At 45.1% G+C, this 15,766-nt stretch carries 17 protein-coding genes; 8 read left to right on the top strand and 9 right to left on the bottom strand.

Annotation, left to right across the window (positions count from 1 at the left end; translation table 11 throughout):
* Positions 1–164: 164 nt before the first annotated feature.
* From hpt to L5L77_RS11250, 7 genes are all read right to left on the bottom strand, one after another.
* Positions 165–695 carry a hypoxanthine phosphoribosyltransferase gene (hpt, locus tag L5L77_RS11280; RefSeq protein ID WP_028761726.1) on the bottom strand — a complete coding sequence of 177 codons (531 nt, stop codon included), beginning with the start codon at positions 693–695 and terminating at the stop codon, positions 165–167.
* Between the two features lie 7 nt (positions 696–702).
* Positions 703–1,362 (bottom strand): flavin prenyltransferase UbiX, encoded by a 660-nt coding sequence (locus L5L77_RS11275; protein WP_263222735.1) that lies wholly within the window; start codon positions 1,360–1,362, stop codon positions 703–705.
* A 1-nt stretch (position 1,363) separates the two neighbouring features.
* A complete protein-coding gene (mpl, locus tag L5L77_RS11270; RefSeq protein WP_198572859.1) occupies positions 1,364–2,758 on the bottom strand; it encodes a UDP-N-acetylmuramate:L-alanyl-gamma-D-glutamyl-meso-diaminopimelate ligase in 1,395 nt (464 codons plus the stop codon).
* A 198-nt stretch (positions 2,759–2,956) separates the two neighbouring features.
* The gene (locus tag L5L77_RS11265; RefSeq protein WP_006080282.1) at positions 2,957–3,580 is read right to left on the bottom strand and encodes a hypothetical protein; all 624 of its coding nucleotides are present in this window, start codon (positions 3,578–3,580) and stop codon (positions 2,957–2,959) included.
* A gap of 169 nt (positions 3,581–3,749) precedes the next feature.
* Entirely contained in the window at positions 3,750–4,616 is an 867-nt protein-coding gene (locus L5L77_RS11260; protein ID WP_263184413.1) for a sterol desaturase family protein, read from the bottom strand.
* Positions 4,617–4,747: 131 nt separating this feature from the next.
* A complete protein-coding gene (locus L5L77_RS11255) occupies positions 4,748–5,779 on the bottom strand; it encodes a DUF2804 domain-containing protein (RefSeq protein WP_263222733.1) in 1,032 nt (343 codons plus the stop codon).
* Positions 5,780–5,994: 215 nt separating this feature from the next.
* Positions 5,995–6,519 carry a porin family protein gene (locus L5L77_RS11250; protein WP_411569232.1) on the bottom strand — a complete coding sequence of 175 codons (525 nt, stop codon included), beginning with the start codon at positions 6,517–6,519 and terminating at the stop codon, positions 5,995–5,997.
* A 227-nt stretch (positions 6,520–6,746) separates the two neighbouring features.
* On the opposite strand from L5L77_RS11250, the gene L5L77_RS11245 reads away from it, so the two are divergent.
* The 4 genes from L5L77_RS11245 (at position 6,747) to L5L77_RS11230 (ending at position 10,020) form a co-directional block, all read left to right on the top strand.
* Entirely contained in the window at positions 6,747–7,313 is a 567-nt protein-coding gene (locus L5L77_RS11245; protein ID WP_105250136.1) for a YajG family lipoprotein, read from the top strand.
* A 29-nt stretch (positions 7,314–7,342) separates the two neighbouring features.
* On the top strand, positions 7,343–7,927 hold the full coding sequence (locus L5L77_RS11240; RefSeq protein WP_263222730.1) for a peptidylprolyl isomerase: 585 nt from the start codon (positions 7,343–7,345) through the stop codon (positions 7,925–7,927).
* A gap of 73 nt (positions 7,928–8,000) precedes the next feature.
* Positions 8,001–8,321, top strand: coding sequence for a hypothetical protein (locus tag L5L77_RS11235; RefSeq protein ID WP_028761869.1), 321 nt, complete (start codon positions 8,001–8,003; stop codon positions 8,319–8,321).
* Positions 8,322–8,604: 283 nt separating this feature from the next.
* The gene (locus L5L77_RS11230; RefSeq protein ID WP_219250383.1) at positions 8,605–10,020 is read left to right on the top strand and encodes an AmpG family muropeptide MFS transporter; all 1,416 of its coding nucleotides are present in this window, start codon (positions 8,605–8,607) and stop codon (positions 10,018–10,020) included.
* Positions 10,021–10,141: 121 nt separating this feature from the next.
* Here L5L77_RS11230 and L5L77_RS11225 read toward each other — a convergent pair whose 3' ends face one another.
* Positions 10,142–10,627: a YajQ family cyclic di-GMP-binding protein gene (locus L5L77_RS11225; protein ID WP_006080274.1), complete on the bottom strand. Its 486-nt coding sequence runs from the start codon at positions 10,625–10,627 to the stop codon at positions 10,142–10,144.
* 155 nt (positions 10,628–10,782) lie between these two features.
* On the opposite strand from L5L77_RS11225, the gene L5L77_RS11220 reads away from it, so the two are divergent.
* The 4 genes from L5L77_RS11220 to L5L77_RS11205 all read left to right on the top strand — a co-directional run bounded on the left by L5L77_RS11220 (position 10,783) and on the right by L5L77_RS11205 (position 14,151).
* Complete coding sequence (locus L5L77_RS11220; protein ID WP_105250138.1) at positions 10,783–11,145, top strand: VanZ family protein; 363 nt, start codon at positions 10,783–10,785, stop codon at positions 11,143–11,145.
* Positions 11,146–11,195: 50 nt separating this feature from the next.
* On the top strand, positions 11,196–12,152 hold the full coding sequence (locus L5L77_RS11215; protein ID WP_411569231.1) for a ketopantoate reductase family protein: 957 nt from the start codon (positions 11,196–11,198) through the stop codon (positions 12,150–12,152).
* A gap of 350 nt (positions 12,153–12,502) precedes the next feature.
* Positions 12,503–12,841, top strand: coding sequence for a P-II family nitrogen regulator (locus L5L77_RS11210; protein ID WP_105250140.1), 339 nt, complete (start codon positions 12,503–12,505; stop codon positions 12,839–12,841).
* Positions 12,838–14,151 carry an ammonium transporter gene (locus L5L77_RS11205; RefSeq protein WP_263192626.1) on the top strand — a complete coding sequence of 438 codons (1,314 nt, stop codon included), beginning with the start codon at positions 12,838–12,840 and terminating at the stop codon, positions 14,149–14,151. The genes L5L77_RS11210 and L5L77_RS11205 overlap by 4 nt, the downstream gene beginning before the upstream one ends.
* Before the next feature lie 89 nt (positions 14,152–14,240).
* Here the strand turns inward: L5L77_RS11205 and L5L77_RS11200 are convergent, their stop codons facing one another.
* Entirely contained in the window at positions 14,241–15,761 is a 1,521-nt protein-coding gene (locus L5L77_RS11200; protein WP_263184422.1) for an EAL domain-containing protein, read from the bottom strand.
* Between the last annotated feature and the right edge of the window lie 5 nt (positions 15,762–15,766).

Genomic DNA, 15,766 nt, shown 5'->3' with positions numbered 1-15,766 from the left:
GTGCTAAAAAACACAATTACAATGATGGGTTGCAGAACTAACGCAAAAAGTTAGCTAATTGATTGAAAAGACAATATTTAATGATTCAATCATTAATACTTTTTATATTGACGCAAAAAGCAAAACTCCCGCCTGTTGCGGGAGTTTTAAACTGTATCGGACACTTAATCGAGTGGTACGACTTTGGCGATATAAGGTAGATTGCGATACTGCTCGGCATAATCAATACCATAACCTACGATAAACTCATCAGGGATAGTAAAACCGATAAAATCGACCTTCACATCCACTTCACGACGCTCAGGTTTATCCAACAGGGTGCACAGTGCAAGACTCTTAGGCTCCCGCAGTAACAACATCTCGCGCACTTTGCTTAAGGTGTTACCTGAGTCAATCAAGTCTTCCACAATCAGCACATCGCGACCGGCGATATCTGATTGCACATCTTTCAGCACTTTCACATCCCGTGAGCTGGTCATAGTATTGCCATAACTGGAAACCGACATAAAATCGATTTCAACATGGCCTTTAATGCGGCGACACAGGTCAGCCATAAAGACCACTGAGCCTTTTAACAAGCCTACCATCAGCAGACGTTCACTGTGGGCATAATGGGCATTGATTAGCTCGGCCATTTGATCCAATTTCTGGCTTATCTCTTCAGCAGAGATCATCACTTCGGTGGTGTGTTTCATATAAGTCTCAATTGTCGAGGTCGCGGTTAGACTGTTTGTCATAACCCCAGCGACTCGTTAATGCATGGTCAACGCCCAAATGATCGAGAATTCGAGCGACCATGAAGTCTACCAGATCTTCTACCGATTTGGGATTGTGATAAAAGCCGGGTGCAGCGGGCATAATGGTCGCGCCGAGGCGAGAAAGGCTTAACATATGCTCTAAGTGTATGGTACTAAAAGGAGTTTCCCTCGGTACTAGGATAAGTTGGCCGCGCTCTTTAATCACCACATCGGCGGCGCGTTCGAGTAAATTATTACTCATTCCGGTAGCAACTGCCGCTAACGTCCCCGTTGAGCAAGGACAAATCACCATTTGTTTAGGTGCTGCGCTACCCGATGCAGGCGGTGAAAACCACTCATCTTTGCCTAATACCACTAACTCGCCAGCAATAATCACGCCTTTTTCGTGCAGCAAAGCCAACAGCTGGGCATGGGCTTTGTCACTGTTGGCGCTTAACTGTAAGCCGTGTTCCGTCGCCAATACCACTCGAGCTGCACTGGAGATCATCAAAAACACTTGATAACCCGATACCAACAGACACTCGAGTAACTTAAGCCCATAGGGAGCACCCGAGGCGCCCGTCCAAGCTAAACTAATCGCCTTAGTCGACTTTGCGTAGGCCATCTTAGCTAACCTGCTCTACAGTTGAAGCCTGTTCTAATGCGGCCAGCAGCTTCTTATGTAACCCACCAAAACCGCCGTTACTCATCACCACTATGGTGTCGCCTGCTTTGGCGGTTGCTGCGACTTTCGCGACCACATCATCAATTTGATGTAACACAGTCACAGGGATCACCGCCGCTTCCATGGCTTCTTTCATATTCCAGTCGATGGTATCGGCTTGATATAAAAAGGCTTCGTCGGCTTGCATCATAGAAAAAGCTAAAGTGTCTTTATGGACACCGCTCTTCATGGTATTTGAGCGCGGCTCGAGTACCACAGTAATTTTGCTCTGCCCAACCTTAGCCCGCATACCTTTTAACGTGGTCGCAATGGCCGTCGGATGGTGGGCAAAATCGTCATATACGCTCACACCGTTAACGGTTCCGAGTAATTCGAGTCGACGCTTAGGTGGCATAAACTTAGCTAAAGCTTCAATTGCAGCACTTGGCTTAACGCCCACGTGGCGTGCGGCAGCAATGGCCATCATGGCGTTTTCAATATTGTGTTGACCAATCAAATCCCATTCGAGAATACCTTGGGACTCGCCATCAAAAAATACTTCAAAGCGATGGCAATCATCACTTAACGCTTTGCCATACCAACCGCTGGTCGATTCGGCTAAATGATAGGTTTCTTGCTCACTCCAACAACCCATATCAATCGTTTGCTTAACGGCATGGGAATCGGCGGGCCAAATGATCTTTCCTTCGCCAGGAACGGTGCGAACTAAGTGGTTAAACTGTTTTTGAATCGCAGCCAGATCGGCAAAAATATCGGCATGATCGAACTCAAGATTGTTGATCACTAAGGTACGCGGATGATAATGCACGAATTTCGAACGTTTATCGAAGAAGGCACTGTCGTATTCGTCGGCCTCAACGACAAAGAAAGCGGTCTTGCCTAAACGTGCCGACACACCAAAGTTTTGCGGTACGCCACCGATTAAGAACCCAGGCTCATAACCACAATCATCTAAAATCCAGGCTAACATGCTAGAAGTCGAGGTTTTACCGTGAGTGCCAGACACTGCCAGCACCCAACGCTCAGGCAAAATATGATCGGCTAAAAACTGTGGGCCAGAGGTATAAGGGATGCCAATGTTCAACACGGCTTCCACACAAGGATTACCCCGGCTCATGGCATTACCAATCACAACTAAGTCAGGATAGTGCCCAGCTTCGCCCAGCTGGCTAGGATCAAAACCTTGAATAAGCTCAATGCCTTGGTCCTCTAGTTGCGTGCTCATTGGAGGATAGACATTGGCATCCGAGCCCGTCACTCTGTGCCCTTTGGCCCTAGCCAATAACGCTAGACCACCCATGAAGGTTCCACAAATCCCTAAAATATGTACGTGCATACCGCTCGCTCTGATGTGTTGAATTCACCGCCATTCTAATCCATCGAGCGACAGATTGGCAGGTAACAATCGGGGAAAAGCACAGCAATCACAAATGACAGTTTCAAAATCAGTAGATTTCACATTTGAGCTGCAGAACTGAGATTTTTAGATAACAGGTCAACTAACACAAGGCCGAAAACTGTCGCAATGCAGGTACTAACGTAAGTCACGGTAGAGCTGAGCGTGCTGGCTACGGTGCCGACTAAATAAGAATTGACGTAACGCTTCACGCTCTTCGGTTTCGGCCTGAAACTTAACGAAAGCCAGACCTTTCTCGCTACGAATAGGCTCGATATCGACGCGCATAGTCTCGCCATTGGGCAATTGTAATTGCAAGTCTTTACTGCCTAACAATTGTTTAAATTGCTGCTGTGATTTAGCACGAATGGCCATGCCAGAACTAGATAGCGAGGCAACAGACCATTGCTCACCTTGATCGTGGTCGAATATCCACACATCATCGGCTTGAGTTAACCGCCAACTGCGCTCCACTCCCGAGGCATCTAGCACTTCAGGTACACCTAAAGTGGGTTGAAACTGTCCAAAGTCATCCACTTTCATCAGTAGCGGAAACCAGAGTTTATAGGGTCCGACTTCGGCCAATAAAGTGAGTTTTGCCTTGCCGAGAATCGAGGCGATAACTTGCGGCACTTCAGTTGTGACTGTGAGCACATGATTGACCAGGGGATCGTTAGTCAAGGCAGTGCCCACACGAGTCGGCGAAAAAAGTTCGCTAAAACAAGCAAGCTCCTCCGCGGATAATCGAGGTTCATCCATCATGATAAGTCCTCCCGAGTTAAATTCCTTACCCCAAAAAGTACCACCAAAGTATGGGATTGTACATTTTTACACCAAAACAGTGGCAAAAAACGGAATATAGGCTAGCAAGGCTAAATTCAAGACTCTATTAGCCATTTGCGCTATTTAACTTGGAAAATGCAGTGAATTGTTATTCTTCGCTTTTTAAACTGCTGGAAGGCGGAGCAAACAAGATACGCAGTCGTTGTTTAACACTCAACCCTGTCGCTGTGACCTCTGCAAACATGTCTCGCCATTCACTAAAAGTCACTTTAAAGGGATTAAAACTATTCACTGGCTTAGTGATGCCGTAAATCACAGTATCTACCTCGGGCTCAAAAGTGCCAAACAGCTTGTCCCAAATAATCAGCACACCCGCATAGTTTTTATCTATATATTGGGGATTACGACCGTGATGCACCCTGTGATGTGATGGAGTATTGAAGACCCATTCCAGCGGTCCGAGTGATTTAATCGCTTGGGTATGCACAAAAAATTGCAATCCCAGATTGAGTAATACCACAAACACCACCCAGTTTGGATCGAAACCTATGACCACCAGCGGTAACCAAAATACCCACATGCCTGCAAAGGGATACATTAAACTCTGACGAAACGCAGTGCTAAAATTCATATTCTCAGAGCTATGGTGCACCACGTGAGCCGCCCACATCCAGCGGACTCTGTGGCTCGCCCTGTGGAACCAGTAATAACAAAAGTCCTGCGCGACCATCAAAGCAATAAAGCTCAATGGGCCCATTTCAATATCGAATAACTTCCAACCAAAAATCGCCAAATACAGCTTAGCGATCAACAAACCAGTGAGTAAATCAGCACCTTGATGCATGGCCGCGAGGCTGAAATTACACAGCACTTCTTGGCCGCGATAACGTGCACTTAACGGTAGCTTTTGTCTTTTATCGCCAAAGTACCATTCCAGCAAAATACACACGAAAAACAAAGGTGCAAGCACCAGCAGTAACAATTCTGGGTGCTGGATCAGCGAGGCGATATCCATATAAGATCATCCTGTTCTATTTTTATTTTATGATTATTTTTATTGTTACTTTTATAAAAACTCTAACTGCATTCTATAAACCGCATTCAACGCCACAACGCAGGCAGCTGCGATCCGTTAGTCATCGTTAGCTACCAGCGGGCATAATGATCTTCGGCGAGTCCCAGAACATTATTTAACTGGTAATTGTGTCCTTGATTATCGGTAATAGTGCCGCTGAAATGACCGATGAACTGGCGGAAATTACTCTTAAGCAAGAGCAAATTACACTTTTCACTGCGACAATTGCGCGCCGCAAACTGCAAATCCACTTGGCCATTTTGACTGTAGACTCGCCAAACCTCGGCGCCGAGCGTGGCATGGCGATCAAACTCAAATTGCACTGGCCCGAGTAAATGACGCTCACCATTAATCCAAAAGACATTTTCAGTAGCCCCAGTTTCATTAACACCCGCCGCTAAATTAAGTCCCATAATGCCCTCATGGATCCGCGCGTTAATTGACGCCCAGCGCCAACTGGTATCACGGCGCATGTAACCCGCCGAAAAGTCATAGCCTGCTAAAGCTTGATTCAGCGGCTGCGGCTCATGACCCACAGTCAAACTACCTTTAACGGTCAAACCATTATGCTTTTGTGTGTAAGTCCAGCCGTTGTATCCAGTAGGACTACACATAGCCATAGGCAAACTTAAGGGGGCTGAGTGTAAAGTCACATCGGCTTGAATGTTTTTAGTATCAATCACTAACCGCCAACCGCCCTCTACAATCTCAAAGCTTAACTGCGCCCCTTTACGGCCAATACTACTTCGACCCTCGGCTGGCGATGGCGTCATTTGATAGCCAAACCTCAAAGGTTTTAGCCAATCAAGCTGGGTGAGTGTGTTGGTTTTTATGTCGTATAAATAACAAAAAGCACTGCCGACGTAGGCAATATCGGCAAGCGCGATGCCTAGGACATAACGCGGCGTGACCAAAGAGACAAACTGAAATTGTTTATAATCGAAATGCTTAGCCCACGCTGAAGCAGGTTTATCCATGGTATCGAAATAGGCAAAGTCCGCTAAACCTAAGGTTTTGACTATGCCATCGAAATGACCGAAATGGGGTAAGCCCTTCTGATTGATCAGGTTATCTGGGGCGATTTGCGTTGCTATCGTTAACATGACTAAGCCTTACAAAAAAGACGCGGGAGCATCTATGCTCTCTCATTCTAAACATCGAATTTTTACTCTAACCTGTCCCCCATTGCATTAAAAGAGTGCAAGGACAAAATGTTGTCATTTTGTTGCCAGCCAGTGTTCGGTTTAATGTTTTAAATTCCTTGTTTGTAAAACGATTAAAGCGCCTAAAGGCGCTTTAATCGTTGGATAAGGAGAGATTAGAATCGGTAACTAATACCAAAGTTGATCCCCTGTAATTCAAGCTCTTTCATCGGGATATATTGGTATTCCAAATTCAAACCAAATCCTGACTTAAATCGATATTGCCAGCCTGCAGCGCCATAAAAACCGACATCATCCGAGTCCATATCTTGTTTATCTATCTCATAGCTGACTTGAGTGTAAGCAGCGCCTAATTTGGCATACAGGCTGTTACCACGAGACAAAGCATATTCAGCGTAAGCGGCGGTTCTAACACCTTGGTAACGTAAATCTTTTATCTCACTGATGACGCTAACAAGCGCACTCGCCACCCCACCTGAACCCGCTAAATAACCCGCCTCAAACCCAAAATGCTCGTTGAGCATATAGCGGTAATATAAGTTGCTGGTTAAGGTGTCACCCGCATCATATTTACCGTTCTTAGTTTCAAATTCTTGGGTACCGTAACCTAAACTACCACCCAGTATATGGGCAGAATCGCCCGCGAGCGCATTGGAGCTCATCAGGCCTGACGCCAGCATCAGGCCAACAAATAACGAAGTGAATGATATTTTTTCCATATTTAACCTGCCTTCCATGCCTTGTAACTATGCGAATAAATGATGTGAATGCACAGAAAACACGGATGTGAATAATGAGCACAAGATATTAGCAATAAAAGCTGTACCTCAACTGAATCACGGTGTTCTGTGGCATCAAAAGTGATTTCTGGTATGCTGTAGCCACTTTTACTTGTACGAGAGATCCCATGAAACGGCTATTACTGACCTTGACTTTCCCCCTGCTGTTCGCGGGCTGTGCCAGCCAAAATCCGACTCATATGGCTTTCAGCCCTCAAGTGCCCAATATCAGCCAACAAACGGCGCAACTTGTACCTATCGCTCTTGAAACGGTAGATACACGCACAGTCGATTATGTTGCTCGTTTTATTGAAGAAGGGACAAAAACACGTTTAGTTGGCCCGAGCGAACCGCCTAAACTGTTACTCGATGAAGTATTCCGCGCAGGTTTTGCTCAAGCGGGCTACCAAATCGACCCAAGCGCAACTAATTCAGTGCAAATTCAATTAGAAGAATTGCAAATGGATATCACTAAAAAGACCTTCGGCTATGAGGCAAAACACAGTGTGTTAATCGCAGTTCAAGCCAAAAACTCCACCCAAGAGCTGGTTAAACGCTATAAAGCCAAAGGCACTTTAAAAGGTCCTTTAACGCCCGATTTTGCAACTTTAGAACTGGATATGAACAAATTACTCGGCCAACTTACCGGCGAGATTCTAAACGATCCTGAGCTTAATCAGTTTCTACAAAAATAACAGCGTCAGTTTATTATAAGGAAATCAATATGCTCCGTTGGATATCAGCCCTCTTACTCATCTTTATAAGTCATCATAGCCTCGCACTCGACATTCAGGCCGATACCTTGTATCCCAGAGTCGAATTTGATACTAGCTTAGGCAAAATAGTGGTCGAGCTAGATAGAACTCGTGCACCAATCACTGTCGATAACTTTTTAACTCATGTCGTTAAAGGCGAATACGACAACACAATATTTCACCGCGTGATCAGTGACTTTGTGGTGCAAGGCGGCGGAATCACCCCCAAGTATGAAGAGCTACCCGAGGGTAAGCCGATAGTCAACGAATCGGGAAATGGCCTAACAAATAGCATGGGCACTATCGCCATGGCACGTGAAAACGAGCCGCACTCAGCCACTCGTCAGTTCTACTTTAACGTAGCCGACAACACTAAACTCGATCCCTCTAAACGTCGTTGGGGTTATGCCGTATTTGGTGAAGTGATTGAAGGTAAAACCGTCCTCGAAGCTATGGCTGTCGTTGAGACAGGAACTAACACTAAGCTCAATTGGCCCGATGTTCCTGTTACCCCTATCATATTGAAAAAAGCCAAATTATTACCAAAACAGTAATCAAAATATAATTTCGAGCAAAAGCGCTAATTTTGCATCTATACTGTGATAGTAAACAGAAAGGAGGCAAACGATGACAGCAACTGAGTTCATCGATAATAAAGCGCCCCAACTCGCCTTCTATGGAAAAGCGTTTTTGAGTGAAGAACTCGACTTCCATGAAGTGCAACTTTACTTATGGGACACGTTAGAAGAATGGCAGCAACTGAATTCGACTGGCGAAGCGCAAACTGAAACTGAAAAAGTGTTTTGGCACTTGCTCCACAGCTTTAACAGGTGGCCTGACTGTGTGATCCGCGGTAATCAATATCTGCGTAAGCAAGTAAATGATTGCTGTGACTACCTGAGTTTAGGCGGCCGAGTGCCGCAGGGATGCATCGGGATAAGACCTTAAGTTCAGCATTCCTATCGATAAAAAATGGCCTGTAATAGGGCCTTTTTTATTTCGTAAACCAATTCCTCGTGTGTACATTATTACGCTCTCCTTACTATCAAGATCTATGCTAGCGATAAAGATAAGCGGTAAACTTTTAGCTACAAGCAGTTAACTCTCGAGCCATATTCAACCATCTTATAGTGCTAAACGGGACTCCAAAGTAAAAGGAATACCATTAGCCCTTGAACCCTATGGCACCTTACCCGTAAGCTAAGCGGATTAAACACTTAGACTCATGCCTATGTCCGCAACAGGTTTTATTCAACGTACACTCGATGCCCTCAGTGTCTATTATCACAAGCGGGTTTTGATCCTGTTATTACTGGGTTTTTCTGCTGGTCTACCATTAATGCTGGTATTTTCAACGTTATCCTTTTGGTTGCGTGAAGCTGGTGTTGATCGCACTTCAATCGGTTATTTCAGCTGGATAGCCTTAGCCTATGCGTTTAAATGGGCTTGGTCACCCTTAGTCGATCGGCTTTCATTGCCGCTGCTAACTCGATTTCTAGGCCGCCGCCGTAGCTGGATGCTGTTCGCTCAGTTGTTATTGGTTGGTGCCATCTTAGGCATGTCTTTTAGTGACCCTCTCAAAGATCTCGAGCGCTTGGCACTGTTCGCATTAATGGTCGCCTTTGCCTCAGCCACTCAAGATATTGTTATTGATGCCTTTCGGATTGAATCAGCCCCAGAAAAGATGCAAGCCGCACTAGCAGCGGCCTATCAAGTGGGTTATCGCAGCGCCATGATTATCGCCACCGCAGGTGCTCTCACGATAGCGGCTTGGGTTGAACCCGGTAACACGGCATACAACTTAGTGGCATGGCAAACTTCTTACCTGATTATGGCAGGATTGATGTCTGTTGGGATTTTGACCACGCTTTTTAGCCGCGAACCCGAAGTCGATACCCGCGCCGCCGATGCCACTGAATTAGTGCTAAAACAACGCTTAAGTGCACGTTATCCTAGAATTATCGCAGCGGGCATATCTTGGGTATATACGGCCAGTATTTTACCCTTTATCGACTTTTTCAAACGCTATGGCCGCAGCGCTATCCTCATCTTATTACTGATTTCTTGCTACCGGATCTCGGATATTGTGATGGGGATTATGGCGAACGTCTTTTATGTGGACATGGGATTCACTAAGGAAGAAATTGCCTATTTGAGTAAAATCTATGGTCTGATCATGACCTTAGTCGGCGCAGCCTTTGGCGGCGTTCTGTTAGCTCGCTTCGGAACTATGAAGATCCTTTTCCTCGGTGCCTTACTGGTTGCCGTAACCAATCTGCTATTCGCGTGGCAGGCAGTGATTGGCTACAACGTGCCCTTTTTAACCTTTGCTATTTCCGTGGATAACTTCAGCGCTGGGATAGCCACGGCGGCATTTATTGCCTATCTCTCGAGTCTCACTAGCAACGGCTACAGTGCAACGCAATATGCCTTACTATCTTCGATTATGTTGCTTTTCCCTAAATTTATCGCGGGCTTCTCGGGCGCTTATGTCGACGCATTTGGCTATGTGAACTTCTTTGTCGCTGCCAGTGTTATTGGCTTTCCAGTGTTGTTTTTGGTTGTCTTAGTCAACAAGTATGCGCCGCATCCAAGCACATCATTAATGGATGATTCGTCAAAAAGTGCACCAACAAAATCGGATTAAGGTCTCATAGCACTTATGTCATCAATATAAAAAAGCCCTCACACCTTAGTGTGAGGGCTTTTACATTTAAAGACGAAATGGCAAACGCGATACTGCATCACGTTAAACCAATTCTGCTCGATTAATCTTTAAAGTTATCAAATTGGAAAGGCTGGCCTAACTCAGACTCACGTGCCAACGCCATGACAGCTTGTAAATCGTCACGTTTTTTACCTGTAACTCGTACTTTCTCGCCCTGAATAGACGCTTGCACTTTAAGTTTGCTGTCTTTAATTAGCTTGACCAGTTTTTTAGCAATTAAGGTTTCTATACCTTCTTTAAACTTCACTTTTAGGGAGAAGGTTTTACCGCTGTGGATGGCTTTCTCATCGACTTCCATCGAAGACGGATCCACATTACGTTTGCTCAGTTGCATACGTAAAATGTCCACTAATTGTTGGCATTGGAAGTCATCTTCAGCGGTTAACGTGACCACATGGTCCTTATATTCCACGTCAGCCGTTTTACCGCGAAAATCGAAACGTGTCGCCAGCTCACGCTTAGTATTATCAACCGCATTACGCAGTTCAACTTCATTCACTTCTGACACAATATCCATTGAAGGCATAGTTTTTATGTCCCATATCAAATTAATATGCAGCTAGTTTACCCACACACAGGCCTAAGTTGAAGGTAAAGCCTAGAATAAAAGCGTAATCATGGGTGACTTTAGCCACACATTTTCCTATCATTGCCCCACTCTAAGCTAATACAAACATATTTGTGATAACTAAAAACACCCTATTTAAGCTGGCTTTAGCCGTAGCCTTTGTCGTGATCAGTTATCTGGTATTTTCCAGACCAACCTATTCGCAAAGTATTCCGAATATCGACAAGGTAGGCCATCTTGGGAGCTTTTTTTGCCTCTCCTATCTCACCTATCTTGCTTTCAAACCTAAGTGGTATTGGTTATCTCTCACACTGGCAAGCTACGCCATTTTAATTGAGTTGGTGCAATCACGTTTGCCCTACCGTAGCGCTTCTGTGGGGGATGTTATTGCCGACTTTTCGGGTATTGCACTGTTTTACTTTTGCAATTGGGCCTATGGCAAATACTTCCGCGCAGCGCAATTGCGAGAAGATTAACTCAGGTGCTTCAAACTGGTACTGATAACAGATACCTTAAGGCTACACATATGACTCTTGCTGTGAACATAAATCGCGTGGTGGATATTGCGATTTTAGGTGCTGGTGCCGTTGGGCAGCTTATTTGCCACCAACTGACTACAGCGGGCATGAGTGTTGGTCTTATCGGCCGCGATTCAATTGCATCTATACAGCAGACACTTAGCGTCACTCCATTAGCGCTGGCCAATGATAATCAACAGAAAACACAAGCACTCCAGTATTCTGTGCCTATCTTAGCGGCCAATGCGCTCGATAATATCCGCCTCGTGATTGTCTGCGTCAAAGCCTATCAAGTGCTCGATGCACTTTTGCCCTTACTTAACCAACTGCCCAGACAATGCCACATTTTGTTGTTACACAATGGAATGGGACCTCATTTAGCCCTAGCGCCGCTAATTGATGCGCAAGCTGATGACAGAGGGCTAAGCCTAGGGACAACTTCCCAAGGAGTGTTACGTCAAGCCAGTTGGCAAATTAGGCAAACTGGACAAGGGCTAACTCAATTTGGGCATTTTGCAGGTACAGAGCTCACTGAGCATTATCGCAATGCTTTACTGACGGCTATCCCCAACAGTGAATGGGTGGATGCCATTGTGCCTTGTCTATGGCAGAAACTCGCCGTTAATGCCGCGATTAATCCGCTTACAGCACTATATCAATGTCCTAATGGCACACTCGCCGAGCCAGATTTTAGTGACATGATTAAAGGCATTCTCGACGAGTTAGTCACGGTTGCCACACTCGAGGGCGTGCCTCTCGATAAACAATTGTTACACGACAGGGTCTATCAGGTGATCCGCCTCACTGCGGGGAATTTCTCATCGATGCACCAAGATATTGCACACCAAAGACGAACTGAAATAGACCAAATTAATGGTTATATCTGTGAGCGTGCACAAGCGCACGGTTTAAGTGCACCAGTTAATGCTGACCTCTGGGCGCGCGTCAAACAGCTAGAAGCTTAAGCAAGAAAACTCACATAACAAAACTAAATATAACATTATGTTTAATTGATATAATTTTTAATTTTTTGCTAAATCCCCACTTTTTACTTACCGCATTAAAACGCGAATCACCCTAGCGCCATACTCACTCGGCTTTTACCGCACTCATGCTAGTCAAGCAAATTTAACTTGCACCAATAATGCGCACCAAATCAGGGCAGATTAACTTTGCTTTGCACCGTTTTGCATCAAAATTTTAAGCTATTTCGGTGCATTTTAATGTTAACGCAATGATAATAAATGCTTTGTCTATATGGCCTAATTCCTGCTTTATTCCAATCAATTGAGTCTGCAGCTTGTTGGAGAGAAAATTGAAACTGGTCACCGCAATCATTAAACCGTTCAAATTAGACGATGTACGTGAAGCTTTAACCCAGCTCAGCGTCCATGGCATGACAGTCACTGAAGTACGTGGTTTTGGCCGCCAAAAGGGCCATACGGAATTGTATCGTGGTGCTGAATATGCAGTGGACTTTTTACCTAAGATTAAACTCGAAGTTGCCATTCATTCCGATCAAGAAGATGCCGTTATTGATGCCATTATTGCTGCAGCCCATACGGGCAAAGTGGGTGATGGCAAAATCTTTGTGACTTCGTTAGAACAAGTGGTGCGCATTCGCACTTCGGAAGAAGGAGTTGATGCCCTATGATGCTAGTGAGCTTCAGACTCAGTATTAAATACCTATTGATATTATTCAGTGTATTGACGACGAACGCCGTCGCCGATGATGGTCAATTTAGCGCTGCAAATACGGCGTGGATCTTAAGCTCATCCGCATTAGTGTTGTTGATGACCCTGCCAGGATTAGCCTTATTTTACGGCGGTTTAGTTCGCAGTAAAAACGTGCTTTCAATATTGATGCAATGCTTCTCTATTGCCGCCCTAGTGTCAGTTTTATGGTTCGGGCTAGGTTATTCACTCGCATTCGACACAGGTAACAGTCTCATCGGTGGCTTAGACAAAGCACTACTGTCAGGTATTGGTCGCGATAGTCTTAGCGGGGATATTCCCGAGCCGCTGTTTATGCTATTTCAAATGACCTTTGCCATCATAACGCCAGCTTTAATCATCGGTGGTTTTGCCGAGCGAATGAAGTTTTCAGCTGTGCTTATCTTTTCAGGTGCTTGGTTATTACTGGTTTATGCGCCGATCACCCACTGGGTTTGGGGCGGTGGCTGGTTAGCACAGCTAGGACTGTATGATTTCGCAGGCGGAACCGTGGTGCATATCACCGCAGGGGTTGCTGCGCTCGTGGCCGCTAAAGTGCTAGGTCCACGCAAAGGATTTTTAAACTCGGCCATTATGCCGCACAACCTGACGATGACTGTCACAGGTGCGGGCATGCTGTGGGTGGGTTGGTTCGGTTTTAACGGCGGCAGTGCGCTAGGCGCTAACGGCACCGCAGCCATGGCGATTCTAGCCACTCATCTCGCCGCTTCTATGGGCGCGATGACATGGGCGGCAATTGAGTGGATTAAGTTTGGTAAACCCAGCGCCCTTGGCATAGTCACAGGCATGGTAGCGGGCTTAGGCACTATCACTCCGGCGTCTGGTTATGTTGGCCCAGCAGGCGCCTTAGTCATAGGTTTACTCGGTGGAATCGTGTGTTTTTACTCAACGGTTTATATCAAACAGAAACTTAAAATCGATGACTCCTTAGACGTTTTCCCCGTGCACGGTGTCGGCGGTATTCTTGGTACTCTTTTGGCAGGAGTCTTTAGCTCGACCCAATTAGGCGTTTTTAGCGGCTACGGTTTTGCGACTATGAATAACACTATGATAGACCAACTTGGGGTACAGATTATCGGGGTTGCGGCGACATTCACTTATACTGCGGTGGTCACTTGGTTGCTGTTTGTGATCATCCGTAAGCTACTTGGCGGCCTTCGCGTCAGCACAGAACAAGAAGTTAACGGCTTAGATTTATCGGAACACGAAGAAACGGGTTATAGCCTTTAATCAGAACCTCTAGCCAGAACCTTTAGTTAAGACAGTTGAATAGCCATAAGGGTACCAAGGCGCCCTTATGGCTGACTTACATCATGATGCTACTTTTTGAAATGTTCGACTAACCATAACTTTAAATCCCCCAACTTCATCGGCTTAGCAAAGAGATAACCTTGTAAAAAATGGACTTGGCGACTGGTCAAATAATCTGCCTGCTCCTGGGTTTCAACCCCTTCAGCCACCACCACATAATTCATCTTATGAGAGAGCTCAATAATGGTATCGAGCACGTGGGAAGTCACGGAATCCTGCCCTATGGTATCGATGAAGCATTTATCGATTTTCAAGTAATCTAATGGCATGGTTTGTAACAAAGATAAGGTTGTTTGCCCAGTACCAAAGTCATCGATAGCCACTAAAATCCCCAACTGGCGTAAGCTTTCAATGCGCTGGCAAATATCCGGCGTTAATAATTGCCGTTCGGTGATTTCGATTAAAGGCTTAACGCCAATACGATCCAAAGAATCCCGCAGATGAATAAATTTCGACTCTATATCATCTTGGGTAAAATGCTCTGGCGCCACGTTAAACGCGACTCTAAAGCCCGATTCAACCTTCATATTAGCAAAATCTTTTAATGCCTTTTCGAAGATATAATTGGTCAATGGAACAATCAACTTGCTCTCTTCGGCGATAGGAATAAACAAATCAGGCCGCACTAAGCCCATTTGTGGGTGCTGCCAACGCACTAATGCCTCGACTCCTTTGGCCTTACCGTCCTCAGCACAGATCACAGGCTGATAAACCAAAAAGAACTCTTCGTTCTCTATCCCGCTACGAATATCATCAGCAAGGGAGTGACGAGATAACCGTGAATAGAGCACAAACAAGATAGAACCCGTAATCAAAATAATGCTAAAGGGTAATGAGATGGCAAAAAATATCCAAAAAAAATGCCTAAAAAAAGCAGGTGACATTTCTAGTAACACCGAAAAACGATGATCCTCAGAATCTAAAGTCATTACCTCATTTTTGATAAACTCGAGTGATTCAGGAATCGTTTTACCATTGATGGATAAAGCGACATTGATAACTGCGCTAGGAAACACATCGGGCTGTACAAAGGAATCTAATAAATATTGTCCTTCAATAATGACAGCAGCGCCGTGTTTAGATTTAGGGTCCCATTTAGATGACACTATCGCGGGCACCTCAGGCATAAAAGGCGTGCCCGTAATAATAAACTGGTTAGATATTTCAAGATTTTCGGTAGCACTAACAATGCTCAGGGGAGTATCAATATCACCGGTTTTAGAAGAGCAATAAACATGTTGTGAATCATATATTAAAGCCGAGCGAAAGTAGGGTTGGAACAACATATAGTTGTATAACTCTTGACACTCAGAATCCTTCAATGCCAATGCATAATGGCTGATTTCATTAGCATGGGACACCAAAGTATCAATATGACTCACATAAATAGCCCCCACACCTTTGACTTTATCTTCAACAAAATACTGTGCAGAGAGATAACTTGCGACAGCAGCAATTCCAATTGGAAACAATATGACTGCCAGCCATTGCCATAATGACAGATTTAATTTTGCTAACTTTTTTCGCATATATC

The organism is Shewanella sp. SM29, assembly GCF_025654245.1.
GTDB classification, from domain to species: Bacteria; Pseudomonadota; Gammaproteobacteria; order Enterobacterales; family Shewanellaceae; genus Shewanella; species Shewanella oncorhynchi.
This window is presented reverse-complemented; position numbering and strand designations above follow the sequence as displayed.

Coding starts and splice junctions, on each gene's coding strand:
- L5L77_RS11205 (WP_263192626.1), top strand. CDS start 12,838: ATGATGCTAGTGAGCTTCAGACTCAGTATTAAATACCTATTGATATTA.
- L5L77_RS11255 (WP_263222733.1), bottom strand. CDS start 5,779: ATGTTAACGATAGCAACGCAAATCGCCCCAGATAACCTGATCAATCAG.
- L5L77_RS11245 (WP_105250136.1), top strand. CDS start 6,747: ATGAAACGGCTATTACTGACCTTGACTTTCCCCCTGCTGTTCGCGGGC.
- L5L77_RS11230 (WP_219250383.1), top strand. CDS start 8,605: ATGTCCGCAACAGGTTTTATTCAACGTACACTCGATGCCCTCAGTGTC.
- L5L77_RS11260 (WP_263184413.1), bottom strand. CDS start 4,616: ATGGATATCGCCTCGCTGATCCAGCACCCAGAATTGTTACTGCTGGTG.
- L5L77_RS11240 (WP_263222730.1), top strand. CDS start 7,343: ATGCTCCGTTGGATATCAGCCCTCTTACTCATCTTTATAAGTCATCAT.
- L5L77_RS11215 (WP_411569231.1), top strand. CDS start 11,196: ATGACTCTTGCTGTGAACATAAATCGCGTGGTGGATATTGCGATTTTA.
- mpl (WP_198572859.1), bottom strand. CDS start 2,758: ATGCACGTACATATTTTAGGGATTTGTGGAACCTTCATGGGTGGTCTA.
- L5L77_RS11265 (WP_006080282.1), bottom strand. CDS start 3,580: ATGATGGATGAACCTCGATTATCCGCGGAGGAGCTTGCTTGTTTTAGC.
- L5L77_RS11275 (WP_263222735.1), bottom strand. CDS start 1,362: ATGGCCTACGCAAAGTCGACTAAGGCGATTAGTTTAGCTTGGACGGGC.
- L5L77_RS11235 (WP_028761869.1), top strand. CDS start 8,001: ATGACAGCAACTGAGTTCATCGATAATAAAGCGCCCCAACTCGCCTTC.
- L5L77_RS11200 (WP_263184422.1), bottom strand. CDS start 15,761: ATGCGAAAAAAGTTAGCAAAATTAAATCTGTCATTATGGCAATGGCTG.
- L5L77_RS11225 (WP_006080274.1), bottom strand. CDS start 10,627: ATGCCTTCAATGGATATTGTGTCAGAAGTGAATGAAGTTGAACTGCGT.
- hpt (WP_028761726.1), bottom strand. CDS start 695: ATGAAACACACCACCGAAGTGATGATCTCTGCTGAAGAGATAAGCCAG.
- L5L77_RS11250 (WP_411569232.1), bottom strand. CDS start 6,519: ATGCTGGCGTCAGGCCTGATGAGCTCCAATGCGCTCGCGGGCGATTCT.